The following is a 22,219-nucleotide window of genomic DNA, read 5'->3' on the forward strand; positions in this document are numbered from 1 at the left end:
TGGAAAAGTTATGACGAAGAGAAAAATTCTCATCACGAGTGCATTGCCTTATGCAAATGGACCAACACATCTTGGTCACATGTTAGAGTACATTCAAACCGACATCTGGTCTCGCTTTCAAAAATTGCGTGGTCACGAGACATATTATGTTTGTGCTGATGATGCTCACGGCACACCCATTATGCTCAACGCCCAAAAACAAGGGATCACGCCAGAAGAGATGGTTAAAAATGTGAGCATTGAACGCCAACGCGACTTTGCTGACTTTAACATCGAATTTGATAACTACCACAGTACACACAGTGAAGAAAACCGTGAACTAAGTGCGCTTATTTACAAACGTTTAGATGCCAAAGGCCACATTAAAAAACGTACTATTTCACAACTTTTCGACCCTGAAAAAAATATCTTTTTACCAGATCGTTTTGTTACTGGTACTTGTCCTACGTGCGACGCACCAGACCAAAACGGCGATAGTTGTGATGCCTGTGGTGCCACTTACAGCCCTACTGAGCTAAAAGCCCCACGTTCAGTGATGTCTGGTGCAACCCCTGTTTTAAAAGACTCAGAGCACTTCTTCTTCGATTTACCTGCATTTGAAAACATGCTTAAAGAGTGGCTACACTCAGGGTCATTGCAAGCTGAAATGGCCAATAAATTGGAAGAATGGTTCGCTGATGGTTTACAACAATGGGATATCAGCCGCGACGCGCCATACTTCGGCTTTGAGATCCCAGATGCGCCAGGCAAGTATTTTTACGTTTGGTTAGATGCGCCGATTGGCTACATGGCAAGCTTTAAAAATCTATGCGACAAAAAAGGCTTAGATTTTGATGCGTTTTGGGGTGAGGACTCTGATGCCGAGCTTTACCACTTTATCGGTAAAGACATTATTTATTTCCACAGCCTGTTTTGGCCAGCAATGCTTGATGGCGCGCAGTTCCGCAAGCCGACCAACGTATACGCGCACGGCTTTGTTACAGTAAATGGCGCAAAAATGTCTAAATCTAAAGGGACATTTATTAAAGCCCGTACATATCTTGATCACTTAGACCCTGAGTTCTTACGTTATTACTTTGCCGCGAAACTCAACAGTGGTATTACGGATCTGGATTTGAATTTAGAAGACTTTGCGCAACGCGTAAACTCAGACCTTGTAGGTAAAGTTGTTAATATCGCTTCGCGCTGTGCTGGGTTTATCAGCAAACAGTTTGACGGCAAAATGAGTGAAAACATTCTAGAACCTGAGCTAATGGCGCAATTTAAGAATGCATCAGATACCATCGCTCAATATTATGAACAACGAGAATACAGCAGAGCGATTCGCGAAATAATGGCGCTTGCCGACAAGGCAAATCAGTTTATTGATGCACAAGCGCCATGGGTGCTTATCAAAGATGAGCAAACGCAGGCACAAGCACATGACGTGTGCTCTGCGGGTCTTAATATGTTCAAAATATTAATGACTTACTTGAAACCAGTGTTACCTGGTATGGCTGCCAACGTTGAGCAGTTCTTAAATACGCAACTCACTTGGGAAAGTGCGCAAGAATTGCTAACTGGTCATTCTATCAATAAGTTTAAAGCGCTTATGCAACGCGTTGACATGGATAAAGTAACGCAAATGCTAGAAGAGTCTAAAGAGAGCTTAGAGGCAAGCAATAAGCCAAAGCTAGACCCAAATAGTCCACTTGCAAAAGAGCCAATCAGCGAAGAAATTGAGTTTAATGACTTTGCTAAAGTTGACTTACGCGTAGCAAAAATAGCCAAAGCAGAGCATGTGGAAGGGGCAGAAAAGCTACTTAAACTGACTTTAGATTTAGGCGGAGAGACGCGCCAAGTGTTTGCTGGCATAAAGTCGGCTTATGCGCCAGAAGATATTGAAGGCAAATTAACAGTGATGGTTGCTAACTTAAAACCTCGTAAGATGCGCTTTGGTATGTCAGAAGGTATGGTTTTAGCCGCAGGACCTGGCGGTAAAGAAATTTACATTCTAAACCCTGATGAAGGCTCAGAGCCAGGCATGCGAGTCATGTAACACCCTTTCATTATTAAATTTTAGAAGGCCCGTTAAGGGCCTTTTTCATATCCGCCTGCTTAAATTTGCCTTAAATATTACAAAACTCGGCATTATGTAATGCTTTGTTACAACTTAGGAACCTAAATAAACAACTAGACATATCTTATCGTTTATTATCCTTGCTATCGGTATCAATTTATAACTGATACCTACAACATCAACAGTTGGAAGGAAGATAACGTGGCTAGTAAAAAACAAATATTCTTACCCATAGTGGTATTAGTGGGAGGCATCGGAGCAGCAATGGCTTTTTCTGCAATGAAGCAACCTCCTGAAAAGAAATCTGAACAAGTGATCCACCCGCTTGTTGAGGCAAAACCTATCATGGTTGCTCCAATGCAACTGAATGTCGACTCTTATGGACTCGTCAAGCCAAAATATAGCACTGAACTGGTTGCACAAGTGAGTGGCCAAGTCATTGCTGTATCAGATACTTTTGTGAAAGGTGGATTTGTTAAAAAAGGCGATGTACTTGCCCGTATCGATCCTAACGACTATGAAGCAGCACTAATAGAAGCAGAAGCTAACCTGGCTCGCGCAAGTTCCGCTTTAGAAATTGAACAAGCTCAAGCCCATGTAGCAAAAACTGAGTGGCAACGCATTAAAGACAATGCCAACGAGACAATCCCATCAGAGCTATATCTGCGTAAACCACAGTTAGCAGAAAAGCTGGCTAGTTTTCGCGCCGCACAGGCGAGTGTTAAACGCGCCAAGCGTAATCTAGAGCGTACTTATATCAAAGCGCCCTACGATGCAATTATCGAAAGCCGTAACTTGAGTTTAGGCAGTGTTGTTAACGCAGGTAGCCAATTTGGTGTTTTAAATGCAATTTCTGTTGCAGAAATCCGTCTTCCTGTTGCTGATAACGAATTACAATATTTAGTTAACGGCGGCATTGATGCAAATGTTACGTTAACTGCACAGGTAGAAGGTAAACCTGTAAAATGGCAAGGCACTATCGTTCGCAGCGAAGGAGTTATTGATCAACGTAGCCGTATGACATACCTCGTTGCACAAGTAGAGCACCCCTACTCTGACAACCGTACAGCCCTTCGCTTTGGCGCTTATTTAAATGCTAAAATCGATGGAAAAACCATTGATAGCGCGGCTGCTATTCCTCAGCATCTAGTAAAAAATAACCGCATCGCCGTACTCAATGACGACCAAACCTTGAGCTTCAAACCTATCAATATTGTTCGAGAATATAACGGTCACACTATTGTTGATGCTGGTGTAAACAACGGCGATCAACTTATTACCTCAGCACTTGAATACCCCACAGAAGGCATGCAACTTAGATTGAACGATGCAACATCTCCTGTGGCGGATACTCAGCTTGCATTAAAAGAGGAGTAAGATATGAGTATGCCAACAGAAAAAGGCTTAATCGCTTGGTTTGCACGCAACCCAGTTGCTGCCAACCTATTAATGATATTTATTTTAATCGGGGGATTGCTGACTGCATTTTCTATTCGCAAGCAGATGTTTCCGCAATTTGAAAGTCACTGGCTAAGTGTTCAAGCCATATATCCAGGTGCTGCGCCTCAAGAAGTTGAAGAAGGGATCACCATAAAAGTTGAAGAGGCAATGGAAGGTTTAGAAGGGATCAAACGTATGATCACCTACTCCAACCGCGGCTTTTCACAAACTTGGATTGAAGTGGAAGATCACTATGAACCACTAGTTGTCTTGGACGAAGTAAAAATGCAAGTAGACTCTATACCGAGTTTTCCAGTCGGTATGGAGCGCCCAATAGTAAGCTACGATAAATTCAAACAAGAAGTTATGTGGCTATCTTTGTATGGCGACCTTAGCAATAAGCAGTTAAAAGAACTTGGCAATACGATTCATGACGAAATGCTCGCGCTGCCAGGTATCAACTTAGTTGAATTTCACAGCGGCTTAAATTATGAGATTGGTATTGAGATAAGCCCTGATAAACTCAGAGAATACGGTCTAAGCTTTAGGGATATTTCACAAGCCGTTAAAGCCTTTTCAGCCAATATGTCAGCAGGTCAAATTCGCTCTGAAAATGGCTATATTTCAATGCGTGTTGAAAACCAAGCCTATCGTGGCAAAGAGTTTGAAAACCTGCCTTTGCTAACGCTTGAGGATGGCGCGCAAATCCGCTTAGGTGACGTTGCAACAGTACATGATGGTTTCGAAGAAGGATTACAGTACTCGAAATACAATGGTAAAAACTCTCTCACTTTTGAAGTTCAAGCCTCAAAAGATCAAGATATTACTAAAGTTGCCACAACCATTAAAAACTACCTTGCTGAACGTAATAAAACACTGCCAGCTGGTGTTGAGATGGAACCTCTCATAGATTTGACATACTACCTGAATGGCCGCTTGAACATGATGATAGAAAACATGATTTTAGGCGGTATTTTGGTAATGTTAATGCTCGCGCTATTCTTGCGCGTCAGATTGGCATTTTGGGTAATGATGGGTCTACCCGTCTCTTTCCTAGGTGCATTTTTACTGATGCCAATTGGTTCACTTGATATCACCATCAACTTGGCATCTCTGTTTGCCTTTATTCTTGTACTGGGGATTGTAGTCGATGATGCCATTGTCGTCGGTGAATCGGTGCACTCCGAAATTGAAAAGAATGGCCACACTTTAGATAACGTTGTTAGAGGCGTTAAGCGTGTCGCCATTCCTGCCACATTCGGTGTGTTAACGACCGTTGCTGCATTTTTGCCGCAAACTTTTGCGACGGGCCCTGCTGCTGCGTTTTCTAAAGCAATCGGTGGCGTAATTATTCTATGCTTACTGTTTTCTTTGGTTGAGTCTAAGCTGATCTTACCTGCTCACTTAGCTGCGATGAAAAATAAGCCAAGTAATCCTAAAAATCCATTCCATCGTTTACGCGCATCGCTAGATAGTGGCTTAAAACACTTTATCGATGATCTGTATCGTCCATTTATTGTCCGCTGTATACATTATCGTTATACCGTAATTATCGGCTTTTTAAGCATTATTATCGTCACTGCTGGATTGTTTGCTGGCGGATTAGTTAAGTTTGTTGCTAACCCTAAAATTCCTCACGATTTTCCACAGATTAATATTGAGATGAATTTATCGTCATCTGAAACCGCAACATTGCAAACCGCGCAAAAAGTGGAAGATTTGATCTTAGCTGTTGATAAACAGATTGAAGCCAAATATGGAACCGGCATGGTAAGAGACTTATCAGTCAGTTTGCGTGGTCGCACCAGAGCAAACATTATGGCGATACTCGTTGAACCTGACTTGCGCCCTATTGATACATTTGCACTAAGTGCGATGTGGCGCGAGCAAATGCCGCCATTACCTGGTGTTAAAACGCTCAATATTGAAGACAGCATTATGAATGGCGGTCGCGACGATGGCGATATTAACTTCCGCTTAGAAGGCAAAGACAAGGACCAACTAAAAGAAGTTGCTAACTTACTTAGAGCAAAGTTAAACGGTATTGCTGGCGTAGGTGATGTTAATGATTCAATGCAAAGTGCGACCGATGAAGTACAACTTGAACTTAAGCCACTTGCCTACAGCATGGGATTGACATTGTCTGATGTTGCTTCACAGGTTAATTTTAGCTATTACGGTCTTGAAGCACAGCGTATATTGCGTAATGGCGAAGAAATTAAAGTAATGATCCGCTATCCAAAAGATGCGCGTAACTCTATTAGCGATATTCAGGATGTACGTATCATTAGCCCTACAGGCGCTGAAGTGCCATTAATTGAGGTCGCTGACGTTAAATTAGTTGATGGCGTAAACCGCATTCGCCGTGAAAACGCAAAACGTACTGTTAATGTTTGGGCTTCTGTCGATACAAACCAAGCTGAACCATTTAAAATTGCAAAAGAAATTAGAGATGATTACCTTCCCGCATTACTTAAAAACTACCCAGGTGTAACCAGTAATGTCGCAGGTCGTATCGAAGAAGAAATGAACAGCGTAGCTGAGCAGGTTAGAGATTTTGCATTATCTCTGATGATCATATTTGCTCTGCTTGCTATTCCGCTTCGCTCATATTCACAACCAATATTGATTATGTCAGTGATCCCATTTGGTGTAGTAGGTGCGGTTATCGGTCATATAGTGATGGGTATGACCATGAGTAGCCTGTCATTTTTCGGCATCATTGCAGTTGCGGGTGTAGTAGTAAATGATTCATTGGTAATGGTTGATTTTGTCAACAAAGCACGAGCTGAAGGCGCATCTATTAAACAAGCTGTAGTAGACGCAGGATGCTTGCGCTTTAGAGCAATCTTACTGACATCTTTAACAACCTTTATGGGGCTAGTACCAATCATCATGGAAACTAGCTTACAAGCACAAATCGTGATCCCCATGGCGGTATCTCTTGCCTTTGGTGTACTGTTTGCCACAGTGATCACCTTGATACTCATCCCGTGTCAATATGTGATGTTGGAAGATATCAAAGCGCTTATAAAAAGACGCTCAAAGAAGGCTGACATAAACACAGCTGTCACAGAACAAGTTTAGACTTTGTATTTACCCAACCAAAAAGCTCGTTGAAATACGAGCTTTTTTTATTTCAATCACCCTCGTGTCTTTACATATCGTTAATTTGATTACAAACTTAGGTAATCTAGAACTATTTCAATTTATTATGAAACTTATACAAATCATTCTAGTAATGCTTAGCTTGTTTTTAGTAGCATGTGGAGGCGAAGATAAACCCAGTGGGGATGAAGACACACCTGGATACACTGCAACGCTCTATTTTGACGCTTTGTACAACAAGAATAATATGAATATAGCTCTGGAGCATGCAACCCCAAGGCTCGCTCGGGTGATGCGCTCTTATGGTACCCCATCACAATTTACCAGAAACCTTGTCAATATGCAGTTTGATGAAGTAACCATAGAACTGGATATGACAAATGCCAGCTTGAGAGAGCAATATGGCGACCATGCCAAAGTAAACATGGTCTTTACTGGCTATTTTAATGGTGAAAAAGTAGATGACATGCGCAGTGTGCAAATGCTCAGAAAAAAGGGAAAATGGTACATAGATAAAATCAACCCAGACCCATTTGCCCGATAAAATTAATCAAATACATCAACAGCAATCGCTCTCAAGCGCTTTTCTTGCGCGTCAATGAGCGATTGCGCTTCCTCACTCGTTAAAACTTGATCTTTGTGCGCTAGTTCAACAAGATCAGCGAATGATTTGTCAAAATCAAGTATTTTAAAACTCTTTTGCCACTGCTTGAATTTGCGGCGCGCCGACTGAGTTTGCTTGTATTCTATGTAAGCCTGCTCAAGCGTATGAATTGGGCCACACGCTTCAACAGTGCAAAGGTGGCTCACTCTTTCACGGGCACTTTTATCTGATAAGGTACTTTTACAAAGTGTACTGATCACTTTATGCGAAGGCCCTTTCATTCCATGTCCAAATAAGTGGCAACCACGTTTTATTATTTGCGCAACAACCCGATTAGTGAAATTATCGATAAAACTATCAAGTGCTGAAAATCCTTCATTTAAATGATGGGAAATTGCATAATTTACCGCATTAAAGTCGCCCTGTTGCCTGCCATCGTGCTCATACTTTTTTAACACGCATGATGCGAGATACAAATGGCTCAGCACATCGCCTAATCGGGCAGATAACATTTCTTTGCGCTTAAGCTCACCACCTAGCTTCAGCATTGCAATATCTGAACACACGCTCAAACATACGCTAAGCCAGTTTAGCTTTTTGTAAAACACCTGTGTAGGACCTGCTGTTGTAACAGGTAAACCGTGACCCCTTGTTATGCTCAACCACAGCATTTTCAGTGTGTTGATACCGCTATGCTGCAGGTGTGCCATTAGTAATTTATCAAATTCTCTAATGCACTCTGTACCTTCAGAGTCTTGAATAAGCTTAATTTCTTGAAAAATGTACGGATGGCATCTCGTTGCTCCTTGACCAAAAATCATCAAATTGCGCGTTAAAATATTTGCCCCTTCTACCGTAATTGAAATTGGGATCCCCGTGTAATTATTTGCCAAATAGTTATTCGGTCCTTTTTGAATTCCTTTACCACCATGAATATCAAGCGCATCATTCATAACTGTACGCGACATTTCGGTAAGGTGGTATTTTGCAATGGCCGTGATCACCGCTGGGCTTTTTTTCATATCAATGGCTTGAGCCGTTGTTTGTCGGCATGCTTCGATACTGTAAGTTAAGCCAACAATGCGAGCCAAGCTCTCTTGCACGCCTTCAAAATCTGCGATTGATTGACCAAACTGCTCTCTAATTAAACTATATGCTGTGGTGGTTCTAGTACACAAGTGGGCCGTCCCAGCACTTAGCGCAGGCAAAGAAATGCCTCTGCCTGCACTTAAGCAAGATACTAACATTCGCCATCCTTTACCTATTCCTGCCTGCCCGCCAATTACCCAATCCAGAGGAATAAACACTTTACTACCTTGCGTTGTGCCGTTCATAAACCCATGATCTAAGGGGTTATGCCTTGGCCCTACTTTAACCCCCTTATGGCTTGTTGGAATAAGTGCGCAAGTAATACCTAATGCAGGCTTATCACCAAGCAAACCTTTGGGGTCATAAACCTTAAAAGCTAAGCCGAGCAAAGTCGCAACAGGGGCTAGTGTGATATAACGCTTTGACCATGTAAGCTCAAGACCAAGCACTTTTTCACCTTTAATCGTTTTTTGGCAAACAACGCCAAAATCATCTATTGCCCCCGCATCAGATCCCGCTTCTAATGCCGTCAATGCAAAGCACGGCAGCGCCTCCCCGGTTGCAAGCTTTGGCAACCACTGTTGCTGTTGCTCTGAAGTGCCATAATGCAGCAACAGTTCAGCAGGACCTAAACTGTTTGGTACCATTACAGTTACCGCTGTTGAGAGACTTTTACTTGCTATCTTAGCGACAATCGTAGAATTAGCTTGAGCACTGAACGCTTTACCACCAAACTTCTTTGGAATAATAAATGCAAAAAAACCATGCTCCTTGAGAAAGGTCCAAACTGCTTCTGGTAAGTCTTTATCATGCCTAATTTGCTGTTCATCAAGCATAGACAGCAAAGTCTCAAGCTCATTATCGATAAAAGATTGTTCGTCGCGTGTCAGTTTTGGGGCATCTATTTGATGCCATTTTTGCCAATTAGGACGACCTGAGAATAGTTGCGAATCCCACCAAGTGTCGCCCGCTTCCATCGCTTCTTGTTCAGTTTGGCTAAGTTGTGGTAATGCGCGTTTAAAATAACGCATAACTGGCAACGTTACTAACCTGTATCGTAATGTTTGCACAGCAAACACGATACAAATTAAAACTATCACTAAGACGATAATACCCATCATATAACCTCCTGTTCATAACGCTTTAAGTATGCTTAAAAATCGCGCAAACTCAATTTATCGGATCGATGGTCTCACTTTATTTGTCCCTTTTGTGCCGCACTGATATCATGGCGCGCATCAATAACAACAAGTGATAATCAAATGAAACCATTATTCAAACTAAGCCTTGGAGCCTGTGTTGTAGCAACTGCACTTTCTCTTACTGGCTGTAATACAACTTCAACATCGCCGCAAACGCTCACCGAAAAAGACGCCGAAAAATTCCTTACTGATGCGCAAACTACCCTAGAAGATTTAAGCATTAGAGGAAACCGAGCTCAGTGGATTTACGCTAACTTTGTAACCGAAGATACCGCAGCCCTTGCAGCAAGTGTTGGCCAAGAATCCACCGATACAGTGGTACGCTTAGCAAGCGAAGCCGCTCGCTTTGACAAATTGGATCTAAGCGAAGACACGCGTAGGAAAATGGATAAATTAAAGCTATCTCTAACGATGGCTGCACCGCAAAATTCTGAAAAGTCAGCAGAGTTAGCATCGCTACTTGCTGAACTTGATGGTCTGTATGCAAAAGGCAAATACTGTAAAGACGGTGAAAATTGCGCAAGCCTTGGCGATTTAACAAGCAAAATGGCAACAAGCCGTGACTACAATGAGTTACTTGATGCATGGCAAGGTTGGCGCCAAATTTCAAAACCAATGCGCCCACTGTTTGAAAAACAAGTTGTTCTGGCAAATGAAGGTGCGCAAGAGCTAGGCTATAAAGACACAGGGGCTATGTGGAGAAGTAAGTACGACATGCCTGCTGATGACTTTGCCAAAGAGCTAGATAGACTTTGGGGTCAGGTTAAGCCTCTTTACAACGCACTGCACTGCCATGTTAGAGCAAAACTAGGTGAGCAATATGGTGAAGACAAAGTGCCCCAAGACAAGCCTATTCCAGCACATTTGTTAGGCAACATGTGGGCACAGCAATGGGGTAACATTTACGATGTAGTTGCGCCTGAAAATGCCGATCCAGGTTACGATGTGACTGAGCTTTTAGAAAAGCATAACTATTCTGAAATGGATATGGTTAAGGGTGCAGAAAAATTCTTTACCTCAATGGGTTTTGCACCTCTGCCTGATACATTTTATCAACGCTCATTATTCTTAAAACCACGCGACCGCGACGTACAGTGTCACGCATCAGCATGGAACTTAGACAATCAAGATGACGTTCGTATCAAAATGTGTATTCAGCGTACCGGCGAGGAGTTTTCTACAATTCACCACGAGCTAGGCCATAACTTTTATCAACGAGCGTACAAAGCACAACCTATCTTCTATCAAGATAGCGCTAACGACGGCTTCCATGAAGCAATTGGTGATACCATTGCTCTTTCTGTAACGCCGGGATATTTGAAAAAAATAGGCTTACTTGATCAGGTTCCTGATGAATCAAAAGACATCGGTCTGTTGATGCGTATGGCATTAGATAAGGTTGCGTTTATCCCATTTGGATTACTCGTTGACCAATGGCGCTGGAAAGTATTTTCTGGCGAAATTACGCCAGAGCAATACAACCAAGCTTGGTGGGACTTAAGAGAAAAATATCAAGGTATTCAAGCGCCAATTGACCGTACAGAAGCTGACTTTGATGCAGGTGCTAAATACCACGTACCTGGAAATGTGCCTTATACACGCTACTTCTTAGCTCATATTCTACAGTTCGACTTCCACCGCGCATTGTGTGAAACAGCTGGAAATAAAGAAGCGATTCACCGCTGTTCAATTTATAAGTCAAAAGAAGCAGGCGAAAAGCTTAATGCCATGTTAGAAATGGGGAGCAGTCGTCCATGGCAAGAAGCACTAGAGAAAGTAACTGGCAAGCAACAGATGGATGCTACCGCTATTTTAGATTACTTTGCCCCACTGCAAAAATATTTAGATGAGCAAAACAAAGGCCGTCAATGCGGTTGGTAGTAAGCTAATACTCTAAATGTAACAGCAAGCCACACTCTGAAACATATTTGCAGTTTATCTCCTTTGTTTTACAAGCTATTGTGTATGCAAAGGAGAATCTATGAATATACACAGAGTGTGGCAATTAGCTCTTTTTGAGCTTACCCGCCTATTTGCGACAAAACGTGGGTTGTTAGCCTTAGCAGCCTTTGCTATGGTTTGGCTAATGATTTTGCGTTACCCCATCGGCCATGCCGTGCCATTTTTGAGTAGTCCACAATTTTCTGAGGCTGCGCAAGAGCTTGCAGGAAACATAGGGCTGCGCGAACTGGTCAGTTGGCCACAAGCTGAGCTAGCCATTTACTGGCTAATTGCACTTTATAGCTTTCCAATATTTTCATTATTTGTTTGTGCTGATCAAACAGTTGGAGATAGACAAAGGGGAACTTTACGATTTTTAAGCCTGCGTAGTACTCGAGACGAGATACTGCTGGGGCGATTCTTAGGTCAATTTATAATCGTAATATGCTTAATCGCACTAACCGCATTGGCAACAACTGCAGTAATGACTTATCGTGCACCGGAATTAACACTTTCTGGCTTACTATTGGCTGTTACTTTAATCTGCCAATTAAGCCTTGCTGCTATGCCTTTTATTGCTCTGATGTCTTTACTTAACTTGATATGTGGCTCATCGCGCTTATCCATCGTACTTGCAATATTGTTGTTTACTTTAGGCAATGCCATTTTGTCCTACTTGAGCAGCTACTTACCTTTTCTTGAGCTGCTATTTTACGTATTCCCGGGTGTGCAACTTATGGATATCGCCCCACAAGCAAACGTTCCTATTACGCTGTGGCTTATTCCACTGCTTCAGACTTGTGCTCTACTTGCTTTGAGCGTTTTTGTATTTAGGAGGCGTTCGCTATGAGTGCGTTAATTGAAGTGACTAACTTATCTAAGTCGTTTGGTTCGAAAAAAGCCCTCAATGAAGTGAGCTTCACCATTGAGTCAGGCGCTACCACAGCTTTAGTAGGCCCTAATGGTGCTGGCAAAACAACGCTATTCAGTGTCCTGTGCGGATACCTACAACCAGACAGTGGCACTGTAAAAATACTCGACCAGCCACTTGGCCACCCAAGTTTATTTGGCAAGCTAACAGCGCTGCCTCAAGATGCAACATTAGACCCAAGGTTTTCAATTCAAAAGCAACTATGCTTTTTTGGATTATTACAAGGATTAAGCAAAGCTGAGGCATTAAAAGATACCACAAGAGTCCTTGAGCTAGTCGGTTTAAGTGAAAACCACAATTCGAAAATTAACGAGTTGTCTCACGGCATGAGAAAACGAGTGTGTATAGCACAAGCTTTGTTGGTAACTCCTAAAATTGTCTTACTTGACGAAGCAACGGCTGGACTTGACCCTATCAATGCACGAGAAATTCGCTCACTTATCTCCTCTTTAAGTGATGATGTTAGCTTTATCCTCAGTTCTCATGATTTGGTGGAGCTTGAACGTTTGTGTAGCCATGTTCTGTACTTAGATAAAGGCGTGTTATCTGCCCACAATCGCAACGAGCAAACAGGTAGTAGCAAGTACATCACTTTGCAATTGCAAGAGCAGTACAAGGATGCAAAAGAGCTGCTCAAACAGCTCAGTGGTGTACTTTACGTGTCACAAAGTCAAAACAAAGAATTTATTATTGAATATCAGGCGAGTCATGAGCAATTTGATATACACTTGCTAAAGTACTGCTATAAAAATAGCTGGCAGTATCGTCAGGTGGTCAACGGCCATACACTAGAGAACCAACTATTCCAGAAGGACTAATATCATGGGACTATTGAGCGGTATTTTAGGTAACGCCAGCGAAGTGGATAACGAAAAACTCGATAAACTACTGGGTGATACTTTAGTTGAGGGAGAACATATCGAAAAAGCCTACCAAGTTATCCGCGATATGTTTGTTTTTTCTAATAAACGTTTATTGCTTATCGATAAACAAGGTGTAACAGGCTCTAAAGTAGAAATATTGAGTATTCCTTATAGTAAAATCACAAAGTTTAGCAAAGAGAGTGCTGGCCACTTTGACTTAGACTCTGAGTTAAAAATTTGGGTGGGATCAGATCCAACCCCAATTACCAAAGAATTTAAAGCGGGTGACAATATCAATGAGGTTTACCGCATCATCAGCACTTACGCACTTTAATAAAAAAGCACTTGGTTATTGCCAAGTGCTTTTTTAACATGTCTCGATTTGCGGTTTGCCTTTTTAAGCATAGCCTCGCATTCTAGAAACGCGCATTATTTAGTTTACCCCAAAGAGACAGCCCTACTTTTTCAATCGCAGCGCTAAAACCCAGGCCGACTTTTTCAGCAAAGGTTTTTTTGCTTCGAAAACTCACTTTATATAACTGATGCGTTTTATCTAGAGACATTAATACATCATCACTGGTATTTATTTCATCAACCAAATTAAAGGTTTTTGCATGTGTTGCAAACCAATGTTCGCCCGTAGCAACCTCTGCAATATCAAGTTTAGAGCGGTGTTCAGCCACAAATGCTTTAAACAGACCGTGAGTGTGTTCGATTTCTTCTTTGAACTTTTCACGCCCTTTCTCAGTATTCTCGCCGAACATCGTCAGGGTACGTTTGTATTCCCCAGCCGTGATCTGCTCAAAATCGACGTCGTTTTTCTTTAAAATCTTATTAAAGTTTGGGATCTGCGCAATCACACCTATTGACCCCACAATGGCAAAAGGCGCGGCCACTATTTTGTCGGCAACGCATGCCATCATGTAGCCACCGCTGGCTGCCACCTTATCAATACAAACCGTTAAAGGGAGACCTTGTTGCTTAACACGGTTCAGCTGAGAAGCAGCCAGACCATAGCCATGTACAACACCTCCGCCACTTTCCAAGTTGATCAGCACTTGGTCTTTGCTTTTATCTGCAATGTTTAAAATAGCGCTGATCTCTTCTCGCAAATTTTTTACTTCGTGTGCGTCCATACTGCCTACAAAATCAACCACAAATACTCGCCCTTCAGGCTCATCCTTCTCTTGCTTTTTTTGTGCCTTTTTGTGTGCTTTTAACGCCTTTTTGTCCAATGCTTGCTCAATAAAGCGCTCTTTTGTTTGCGCCATTTGCGCTGACAAGTCTTTAAGTTCGACTTCTCCGCTCTCACTTTTTGGCTTTTGGCTTGCACCGACAACTAGGGCAATAATTGCACCTATTGCTAATACTACTGTGACAGCTTTTGCCAAGAACAAACCGTACTCAAATAAAAATGCCAATATTGACTCCCTGATATCTAATTTAAAACCAATAAAAAAGCCGCTAACTAGCGGCTTTTAATAGTGAAGCAATTAAAATTAATTAGCAATAACCGCAGGGTTAGTAATCTGCAAATAGAGCCCTTTTGATTTCAAAAAAGACACGATTTGAGTTTGCATTTCAACCGTTGCCATTGCATGACCTTGCTGCGTACCACCAGCATTTTCACGATAAGCTGTTGTAACAACTGAACCGTGGTGACCTTGGCTAAAGTTAACAACATAGCTCATTGGTGTTTGTGACGCTTGAGTTTCAGTGACCGTTTGCAGTCCCATCATGCGAGCAAGTGGAGTGCTGCCTGAAAGCGGGTTAGCTGTTGTTGGTGGAATAACAGTATCTGCTTTATTTCCGTCAACACCGCCAGTAACTACGCTCATGTATACTGGTGTTTGCACTGCTTGAACTAAACCTGCGTAATTCAGTGGATCTGCGCTATCGAGTGCGGTTTGAGCAGCATACACAAACTGTTGAATAATGCTCTTAATCGCCGCTAGAGATTGTGTATCACCAGTTTCTGTTAAGTGTTTTGTGTAGTAAACAAAGGCACATGGCGCAACTGCTGACAGATAAGTTGGGTCTTGCGGATTAACTTCTATACCATTTGGTACAGGGCATTGTGATGCAGCATCAGTAGCAATAAACGAAACGAATCCTTTAGTTGCCAAGTTATTTGCTGCAAGTAATACCGAACCTTGTACAAAAGGTCCAAACTCTTCTGACTCAGCTAAGAAACTCGCAATACCGCTACCGCCACTTGCAAGCGCTGCACTTTGTACTTTAAACAAAGGATCTACTTGCGGGTCTAGCGGTAAGTTTGCATGAGCAATAAAGCTTGGCGCAACGATTGAACCCAAAGAATGACCTACAAAGCTCACTTGAGTCGGGTTTAAACCTAACGCAGGGTTTACAAAGTTAAGCCCTAAACGCAGACCTAATAAATCCACTGATGATTGACGTAAGTTATCACGTGCAGCCAACAACGACGTTAAGTTCATGTAAGATAATACTGAACCTTTGCCGGAAGTCGCATTGAAGTCATCAATACCATCACCGTCAATATCCAAGCCGCGTTCACCGTGCATTGGATGATCAATAGCCACTGTTGCAAAGCCTTGTGCGCTCAGTGCAAGCGTCAAACCAAGCATCGCTTCTTTACTGGTGGTAATACCGTGCTGAAGAATAACAACAGGCCAACCTGTCGCAGGCATTTCAATGCCTAAAGCTTGAGGAATTGGCTTAGTAACTTGTACTGGCACATTTGCCAACCACTGTACTTGAGGAATCGTATTGTATTTAGTCAAGAAGTGCATTTTATCTAAACCAAAATCACGCAATACACCGCCAGACATAGCCGCACATGCCGCATCATTTGTATCTGCTTGAGGCGCAGGAAGCGTACCGCCTATTGCTGCTTTATAACCTTGCACCATAACAGCACTATCGCACTGAGCGCGCCAATAGGTGTCTGCGGCACTGCTAATGTCTTTTGTAGCTGGTTTAGCCGAATACATTGGTAATTGAATGCTACCACGCATGTACTGAACCGCTTGAAATGGTGCTCTTGTTTGTGGATCAGGAATAACGGCTGCCAGTGCATCAGCAACTGTCATCATAGGCTGCTCTGGAACAACAAGTTTAGGATTGCTGCCCGTTGCTAAACTCGCTGCCATTAATTTCTTAACCGTGCCAACAACAGGGCCAACTGACTGCATTGTTGCCGCTGCTGTATAAATAATATTTTCTTTGCTTAGACTTCCTTCAGAAGTCACCGCATTTTCGTAGCTTCTAATAACAGCCTGTAACTTTAACTGAGTATCCGTTACCAGCGGCGCCTCTTGACGCAATAACGTATACGTAGAAGAAGATTGTACTGAGCGACCATCTTCCATCTTCAACGAGTCAGTCAGCACTGTGATATAAGTTTTACCTGCTTTGAAAGGCTTTAGTGGTTGAATAGCAATGCCATTTTTCGTGCTATTTAGCACGGAAATAAAATCACCAGTAATGCCGTTGGTAAGCTCGCCTACAACGCGACAAGCAATACCAGCTGGAACAGATTTACATTGCTCATCACTTTGATCTGCCCCCATAACAACTTCAAAAATTCGAACTGAAGAAGGATCGCTTACTGATTGTGCACTGATTGGGTGTCCAGCTGGCACATCCAAATTGATCACATAAGGCATCTGCGTCGACCAGCCATCTAACGCACCTAGAGATAAAGAAGGCGATGCGTAATTGGCGCGTTCAAGCGCTGCATTTCCGTTTTGATCAAGCTCACCTGGAAGATTAAGGGTGCCATCTTTTGTGCCGCTAAGTAGTAAGTCGTTGGGAACAGAAATTACACTGTTTGATGGATCAAATTTAATACTCGCTGAGGGAAGTACTGGGGTAGATTCCTTTTTTACATCTTCTAATGTTTCACCGCCACCACAGCCAACGAGGACTGAAGAAACCGCGAGTGAGAGTAGCATTTTTTTCATTTTATAGGCTCCGACATAATCTTATTATTATTAGTGCTCTAATTCGTTAAAACTATGTAATTGTGTTTTTAATAAGACATTAGACCAGTTAAACTTAACGTAAAGTGTAGCCTTTCGCCACCTATATTTACAATAAATTCGATAACTTGTGATAAAATGCCGAAAAATTACCAGTTGAGGTTAAAAATGCACGATTATAAAGCCCCGGCAGACGCCCTAAAGAACAAAACTATCTTAATAACCGGTGCTGGTGACGGTATCGGTAGAGTGGCAGCTCTTACCTATGCAAAGCATGGCGCTACCGTCATTTTACTAGGAAAAACAACTAAAAAGCTAGAGTGCGTATACGATGAAATCGTTAACAATGGCTATCCTGAACCTGCTATTGTGCCGTTAGATATGCGCGGAGCAACAAAACAAAATTATCGTGATTTAGCCGCAACCATTGAGCAGCAATTTGGTAAATTAGATGGATTACTCAATAATGCCTCAATATTAGGCTCACTTGGACCACTGGAACACTTCTGCGTATCTACATTTGAAAACATTATGAAAGTGAATGTTACAGCCCAAGCTATGATCACTAAATATATGTTTCCGTTACTACGCAAAGCGCCTCGTGCGTCAGTTATATTCACCTCTTCCGGTGTCGGCCGCCAAGGTCGTGAGTTCTGGGGACCATATGCTATTTCAAAATTTGCGACTGAGGGTATGATGCAAACTTGGGCCTGTGAAGTGGACAAAACCAACATTCGCATTAACTGTATCAATCCGGGCGCAACTCGCACCAGTATGCGTGCTTCAGCATTCCCTGGTGAAGATAAAGAAGCGCTAAAAACCCCTGAAGAACTAATGAGTACTTATTTATATTTAATGAGCGATGACTCGTCCGATATAAACGGCCAATCTATTGATGCTCAACCTAAGTAAGCCGATATTTGCAAAGTGATAAGCCTTGCGGCTTATCACTCTTCGCTAACTTTGCCGAATTAAGGCTCATGAGACCAACAAACTTACTCAGAATACGTCGCAAATTATTCGACATTGTAACCTCTTTTTCTCTACATGCCTGTTCTAAGTTCGAGTATTGGCTTTAGGTTTATATAAACCTCTAAATCTATTATAAAATGGCAAAAATTAATGCTAATCCGCTTGCTTAAGAGTTATTGCGAATTGCTATAATACACTGTTTTTGCGCACAAACATTGAGGCTTACATTGGCTAATTTCGAAACACATTTTCAATCCTCCATAATAACGAGTGCCGCTTTTAGCTCTACTATTTTGGCCACGTCGATCGCAAATCCGTTTGATGCATTTATATTATTCATCATAGGCAGCTTATCTGGCTTATTACCTGACTTAGATGCTGACAAATCTCGCTCTCTGAATAGCCTGTTTTCGGTATTTTCTTTATGTGCAGCCATTGGCTTACCGTTGATGATTAGCTTTGATTCATTGTTGACTCTTTGGGGTAGTGCTGTATGCGTGTATATCGTATTGATGTATATGGTTAAACCACTTTTTGAAAGCTTGACTGTACACCGTGGCGCGATGCATTCATTACTGTTTGTGCTTATGTGCTCACTCATTTCGATACACTTAGCTTTATTTATTGGCAGACCTTTGTCGTTCTCGGTGCTGTTGTCTCTTTCTGTGTGCATCGGCATGCTAACTCACCTCATATTAGATGAATGTTACAGTGTCGATATTAGTAATAATGAACTCAAAGCGTCGTTTGGTAGTGCTTTAAAACCAATAGCACTAAATGCACCTTGGGTAAGTTTAATCCAGCTGAGCATTATAGGTGTGGCGATTTATTTGCTTATTCCATACCAAGAGCAACTACTTTCAATAGTGCATTCTTGGCATTATAAATTAGTTGCGGTGCCTTTAATGCCAAACGTAGAAGCACTGAAAAGTTGGGTTTAAAATAAGCCTAGGCTGATCAATCAGCCTAGGTTTGCGTTGTAATTACATAGTTACCAAACCATACGGTAATTTACCGAGAACGTACGGCCGCGTCCTGGGATCGAGCTGGTATTATTGCCATTACGTTGAAGCTGGCTATACACCGGGAAGTATTGATTATTGAACAAGTTTTCAATACCTACTGTTACTGTGCCTTGCTCTAAGTCTATCTGAGAATTAAAGTCTACTAAGGTGTAGCTCTGCACTTCTCTTCTACCAAAGGCATTTTTCCCAGCTAGTCGATAATCCTTACTACCGCTTTTCATCAGCGTTAAGTTAGTGCGCCAGTTACTATTAATATCGTAGTTCAGTTGCGCAGTCAGTTTACTAGGAGCAATACTGAAGCCATTCATTTGCTGAAATTGCTCTGCATTTTGTGCTTTTTCATCGCCGTTAGCTTTGCTATAGCTAAACTCTGCATTCAAGCTACTTTTGATAGCCCACGATGAAGTAACTTCGAAGCCATCAATTTTTACTTCGTTACGACTTACTGACAGCCCCATTCCTTCACTCTTTACGCCACCGAGATCAGATTTTGAGACAAAATAAGCTGCACTGAAATCTAAAGGACCAATTGCACCTCGCCACCCCAACTCTCTGTCGCGAGATTCAATTGGTTGCAACGAAGACTGACTCAAATCAAATTGGCTAGTGGCATAACGAATTTGCAGACCAATGTCTGGCAACTCATATCCTTCGTTAAAAGCAACATAAACGGTATGGTTGTCGTTAATGTCATATGTCAGACCAACATTATATACAGTTGAATCGTAATCATAACTGCTACCTGAAATCGCAACACCTTGACCTAAAGTGGTAAAGTCATCAAAGCTTGCGTCAATACGCTCTGCTCGTAAGCCACCTTCAACACCAAGCTGCTTGGTGATGTTAGCGCGAGCTTGTACAAATGCTGCGATTGTGCGGTGACTGATCTCAGGCACAAACGCTTTATCGCCAGTCTCTTTAAATTTTAAGAAACCGCTATTGTCGTATACATCACCATCGTATGTAGTGACAGGCATTTCACTACGCTCATCTTGCGCGTCAATACCCCAATCTAATTCAATGTTATCTCCAAACGTTGAATTAATAGTCAACTTAGCACCTAGATTGGTACTCTCTAAATAAGTTTGTGCAAGATGATTCCATGTTGCGTATGGGCGGCCATCAAACGGAGCAAAGCGAGCATCGTAGTCACGGTAATAAAACTGGGTAGCTAATTTATTATTTTCGGATAATTGGTTTTGATAACCGATATTAAAAACTAAGTTATTTATTTCGTTTTGCTTATCCAGCTGTAGACCTTTTATTGTTTGTGCTTTATGTATATATGGGAGTGCTTTAACACTAGGATCTGATGCATAATCAGTATCTTGCTCAAGAATGTAACTCAATAACGAGATTGATAATTGCTGCTGCTGCCAAGTCTTAGTGACTTTTGCATCGAAGCTATAAATATCACTATCAAACGCGTCACCTTGGCTTGGTTCCACAGCTAATCTATCTCCTTGTGCATCCGAAAAGCTATCTACATTTTCATAGCTCGCACCGACACGGTATTGCCAATCATCTACTTGACCGGTGAAAGATTGCGCTAAGGTAAAAGCACCATTTTTTACTTCAATACTTGAGGCTATCTCTGCGGTTTGCTGGCCAGATTTGGTATAAATATAAATCACCCCACCCGTTGCCCCACTGCCATACAGCGCATTACCACCTCGAAAGACCTCTACTCGTTCAACTTGTGCAGGATGCAAATTATGCAGATCACGAGAGATATTGCGGTTGGTGTTCATAGGCACACCGTCGATTAAAACAAGAGCATTGCGACCACGCAACGTTGTACCAAAATTAGTTAAAGCCGGCGTTGGGGGTGCCATACCTGGCATCGTTTTGGCGAGCACTTCAGCAATATTTTGCGCACTAGCAAATTGCGTTCTTAGCGTTTGCTCATCAATCACTGATACGTTACGTGCAATAGAGTTAAGATCAGACGCAATACGCTCAGCACGGATCTCAATACGCTCCAAGTCATCAGCAAAAACAGGATGACTAACGCTTGCCAGCAACGCAGATACACTCACACCAAGCAGAGATTTTTTAAAAAGCATTTTAGTCCTTATAAATTAGCTGCATTATTGTTTAGATTAGAATTTTCAATGCATGATAATACAATTGATAACCATTATCAATTGAGTTTATAGAAGAGGGAATATTGCTCTTTTGTGAACACGGCTAAAAGTGAACCTACGTGATCTTTCTTGTAACTGCTTTTTCTATTGAGTTTAGTTCTTGATTAAATAACTATCATTTTTAGCTGTTTGCCAACCATATGAGCTGATTTTCAAACATATCCATATATCAACTTAAAAACAGACACAACCGTATTTCTATGTCGCATTAAATTTTTGTCATTAATGAAATTAAAAAGCGACATACTAATTTTCTGATTAAACTTATTAGCCAAGGAGTAATTTTTTACGACTTACTATGAGGGTTAGTAATGTCAAAAGTACTATTAGCGTTATTGGTTGGTTGCTTCATTGGAATGGTCATTGGCGCTTGGCTTGGCTATAAGCTGAATATAGGTAGGGATAGAAGAGCCGAGTTCAACGAAGCGATTGAGCCAATACGCACAGCATTGATGAAAGATGAGCCAATAACAGAGCAAGACATTAGCATTGTGATAGCCAAACTAGGTAGAGATGGCAAAGCGGTACTAAATACTTATAGAAAGGTCTACCAGCCTAAAATGCTACTATCTGAGAAAATGCTTAAGAAAGATGTTTACGGTAAAGTAAAGTGCACCAAAGAGGAATACCTACAATCAAAACAACTTAGAAAAGAAGCGATGGCAAGCTTACTGGTCAAGTGTAAACACCGATAGTCACTTAGTAACAACCATTGAAGCCTGAAATATTTTTATCAAAAAATATATATTTCAGTTATTTAGTCGACACTGAAAATCACTTAATGCATTGATCTTCTTGATGATCTAAACGATCTTACTATCCTCATTTTGCAACGTTTGTTTTCTCACCCCTCAAAACCTTGCAAAATGGAGATTA

15 protein-coding genes are annotated in these 22,219 nt (G+C 41.8%); 11 read left to right on the plus strand and 4 right to left on the minus strand.

Annotated elements, in window-relative coordinates:
* Positions 1-10: 10 nt before the first annotated feature.
* The 4 genes from metG (at position 11) to HC733_RS14820 (ending at position 7,151) form a co-directional block, all read left to right on the plus strand.
* A complete protein-coding gene (gene metG / locus HC733_RS14805) occupies positions 11-2,038 on the plus strand; it encodes a methionine--tRNA ligase (protein WP_190365799.1) in 2,028 nt (675 codons plus the stop codon).
* Between the two features lie 222 nt (positions 2,039-2,260).
* A complete protein-coding gene (locus HC733_RS14810) occupies positions 2,261-3,436 on the plus strand; it encodes an efflux RND transporter periplasmic adaptor subunit (protein ID WP_190365800.1) in 1,176 nt (391 codons plus the stop codon).
* Positions 3,437-3,439: 3 nt separating this feature from the next.
* Positions 3,440-6,586, plus strand: a complete 3,147-nt coding sequence (locus HC733_RS14815) for an efflux RND transporter permease subunit (RefSeq protein WP_446727642.1) — start codon at positions 3,440-3,442, stop codon at positions 6,584-6,586.
* A 127-nt stretch (positions 6,587-6,713) separates the two neighbouring features.
* Positions 6,714-7,151: a hypothetical protein gene (locus HC733_RS14820; RefSeq protein WP_190365801.1), complete on the plus strand. Its 438-nt coding sequence runs from the start codon at positions 6,714-6,716 to the stop codon at positions 7,149-7,151.
* Between the two features lie 2 nt (positions 7,152-7,153).
* Here the strand turns inward: HC733_RS14820 and HC733_RS14825 are convergent, their stop codons facing one another.
* Entirely contained in the window at positions 7,154-9,418 is a 2,265-nt protein-coding gene (locus tag HC733_RS14825) for an acyl-CoA dehydrogenase (protein WP_190365815.1), read from the minus strand.
* Positions 9,419-9,562: 144 nt separating this feature from the next.
* On the opposite strand from HC733_RS14825, the gene HC733_RS14830 reads away from it, so the two are divergent.
* From HC733_RS14830 to HC733_RS14845, 4 genes are all read left to right on the plus strand, one after another.
* On the plus strand, positions 9,563-11,383 hold the full coding sequence (locus HC733_RS14830) for a M2 family metallopeptidase (RefSeq protein WP_190365802.1): 1,821 nt from the start codon (positions 9,563-9,565) through the stop codon (positions 11,381-11,383).
* A 100-nt stretch (positions 11,384-11,483) separates the two neighbouring features.
* A complete protein-coding gene (locus HC733_RS14835) occupies positions 11,484-12,293 on the plus strand; it encodes an ABC transporter permease subunit (RefSeq protein WP_190365803.1) in 810 nt (269 codons plus the stop codon).
* On the plus strand, positions 12,290-13,192 hold the full coding sequence (locus HC733_RS14840; RefSeq protein ID WP_190365804.1) for an ABC transporter ATP-binding protein: 903 nt from the start codon (positions 12,290-12,292) through the stop codon (positions 13,190-13,192). The genes HC733_RS14835 and HC733_RS14840 overlap by 4 nt, the downstream gene beginning before the upstream one ends.
* Before the next feature lie 4 nt (positions 13,193-13,196).
* On the plus strand, positions 13,197-13,571 hold the full coding sequence (locus HC733_RS14845; RefSeq protein WP_190365805.1) for a PH domain-containing protein: 375 nt from the start codon (positions 13,197-13,199) through the stop codon (positions 13,569-13,571).
* Between the two features lie 82 nt (positions 13,572-13,653).
* Here the strand turns inward: HC733_RS14845 and sohB are convergent, their stop codons facing one another.
* Both sohB and HC733_RS14855 read right to left on the minus strand, forming a co-directional pair.
* The gene (gene sohB / locus HC733_RS14850; RefSeq protein WP_190365806.1) at positions 13,654-14,658 is read right to left on the minus strand and encodes a protease SohB; all 1,005 of its coding nucleotides are present in this window, start codon (positions 14,656-14,658) and stop codon (positions 13,654-13,656) included.
* 78 nt (positions 14,659-14,736) lie between these two features.
* The gene (locus tag HC733_RS14855; RefSeq protein ID WP_190365807.1) at positions 14,737-17,181 is read right to left on the minus strand and encodes a VolA/Pla-1 family phospholipase; all 2,445 of its coding nucleotides are present in this window, start codon (positions 17,179-17,181) and stop codon (positions 14,737-14,739) included.
* Between the two features lie 186 nt (positions 17,182-17,367).
* Here HC733_RS14855 and HC733_RS14860 point away from each other — a divergent pair, with 186 nt between their 5' ends.
* Positions 17,368-18,111 carry a YciK family oxidoreductase gene (locus HC733_RS14860; RefSeq protein ID WP_190365808.1) on the plus strand — a complete coding sequence of 248 codons (744 nt, stop codon included), beginning with the start codon at positions 17,368-17,370 and terminating at the stop codon, positions 18,109-18,111.
* Between the two features lie 287 nt (positions 18,112-18,398).
* Positions 18,399-19,112, plus strand: coding sequence for a metal-dependent hydrolase (locus HC733_RS14865; RefSeq protein ID WP_190365809.1), 714 nt, complete (start codon positions 18,399-18,401; stop codon positions 19,110-19,112).
* A gap of 50 nt (positions 19,113-19,162) precedes the next feature.
* On the opposite strand, the gene HC733_RS14870 is transcribed toward HC733_RS14865, so the two are convergent.
* The gene (locus HC733_RS14870) at positions 19,163-21,262 is read right to left on the minus strand and encodes a TonB-dependent receptor (protein ID WP_190365810.1); all 2,100 of its coding nucleotides are present in this window, start codon (positions 21,260-21,262) and stop codon (positions 19,163-19,165) included.
* A gap of 392 nt (positions 21,263-21,654) precedes the next feature.
* Between HC733_RS14870 and HC733_RS14875 the strand changes: the two genes are divergently transcribed.
* Positions 21,655-22,038 (plus strand): hypothetical protein, encoded by a 384-nt coding sequence (locus HC733_RS14875; protein ID WP_190365811.1) that lies wholly within the window; start codon positions 21,655-21,657, stop codon positions 22,036-22,038.
* Positions 22,039-22,219 lie beyond the last annotated feature (181 nt).

This window comes from Pseudoalteromonas sp. S16_S37 (assembly GCF_014694405.1).
In the GTDB taxonomy this organism is placed as follows: Bacteria; Pseudomonadota; Gammaproteobacteria; order Enterobacterales; family Alteromonadaceae; genus Pseudoalteromonas.

Excerpts from the sequence above, each read along its gene's own strand:
- HC733_RS14835 (WP_190365803.1), top strand. The coding sequence starts at position 11,484 with ATGAATATACACAGAGTGTGGCAATTAGCTCTTTTTGAGCTTACCCGC.
- HC733_RS14875 (WP_190365811.1), top strand. The coding sequence starts at position 21,655 with ATGTCAAAAGTACTATTAGCGTTATTGGTTGGTTGCTTCATTGGAATG.
- HC733_RS14855 (WP_190365807.1), bottom strand. The coding sequence starts at position 17,181 with ATGAAAAAAATGCTACTCTCACTCGCGGTTTCTTCAGTCCTCGTTGGC.
- HC733_RS14820 (WP_190365801.1), top strand. The coding sequence starts at position 6,714 with ATGAAACTTATACAAATCATTCTAGTAATGCTTAGCTTGTTTTTAGTA.
- metG (WP_190365799.1), top strand. The coding sequence starts at position 11 with ATGACGAAGAGAAAAATTCTCATCACGAGTGCATTGCCTTATGCAAAT.
- HC733_RS14825 (WP_190365815.1), bottom strand. The coding sequence starts at position 9,418 with ATGGGTATTATCGTCTTAGTGATAGTTTTAATTTGTATCGTGTTTGCT.
- HC733_RS14870 (WP_190365810.1), bottom strand. The coding sequence starts at position 21,262 with ATGCTTTTTAAAAAATCTCTGCTTGGTGTGAGTGTATCTGCGTTGCTG.
- HC733_RS14845 (WP_190365805.1), top strand. The coding sequence starts at position 13,197 with ATGGGACTATTGAGCGGTATTTTAGGTAACGCCAGCGAAGTGGATAAC.
- HC733_RS14830 (WP_190365802.1), top strand. The coding sequence starts at position 9,563 with ATGAAACCATTATTCAAACTAAGCCTTGGAGCCTGTGTTGTAGCAACT.
- HC733_RS14815 (WP_446727642.1), top strand. The coding sequence starts at position 3,440 with ATGAGTATGCCAACAGAAAAAGGCTTAATCGCTTGGTTTGCACGCAAC.
- HC733_RS14840 (WP_190365804.1), top strand. The coding sequence starts at position 12,290 with ATGAGTGCGTTAATTGAAGTGACTAACTTATCTAAGTCGTTTGGTTCG.
- HC733_RS14860 (WP_190365808.1), top strand. The coding sequence starts at position 17,368 with ATGCACGATTATAAAGCCCCGGCAGACGCCCTAAAGAACAAAACTATC.